This is a genomic window from Veillonella tobetsuensis (assembly GCF_001078375.1).
Classification (GTDB): domain Bacteria; phylum Bacillota; class Negativicutes; order Veillonellales; family Veillonellaceae; genus Veillonella; species Veillonella tobetsuensis.
On the sequence record NZ_BBXI01000036.1, the window covers coordinates 1 to 466 of the forward strand.

A 466-nucleotide genomic window follows, 5' to 3' on the forward strand; every position below is an offset into this window, starting at 1 on the left:
TAGCCGTATCGGAAGGTGCGGCTGGATCACCTCCTTTCTAGGGAGACATACACCGAGCCAAGAGCTTGGATGTCACTTAGGTCGACACTTTGGCCAGTAAGTAGACGTAGCATATGCGCTAGCTGTACTTATAACCTACATTGTTCGGTTTTGAGAGATCTGTAAAGACTCTCTATTTGTTCTTTGAAAACTGCATAGAAGATAATTATATATATTTGTAAGGTCATCTCTTAGAATTTCTAAGTAGGTTGACCCGAGCACATAGGAAATAATTCTCTGACTTAATGGTGACGTACATGAAAATGTACGGCTACAAAATAAACGACAATGTATCTAATGCATGTCAATAAAATCTCAAATACGAAAGTATTTTAAGTAAAGATTTTAAGGGCGTACGGCGGATGCCTTGGCGATATCAGCCGAAGAAGGACGCGGTAAGCTGCGATAAGCTACGGAGAGGTGCAAG

At 41.2% G+C, this 466-nt stretch carries 1 rRNA gene; it reads left to right on the top strand.

Annotated elements, in window-relative coordinates:
• Positions 1-374 precede the first annotated feature (374 nt).
• Positions 375-466 (top strand): 23S ribosomal RNA (locus VEI_RS09285); the annotation flags it as partial.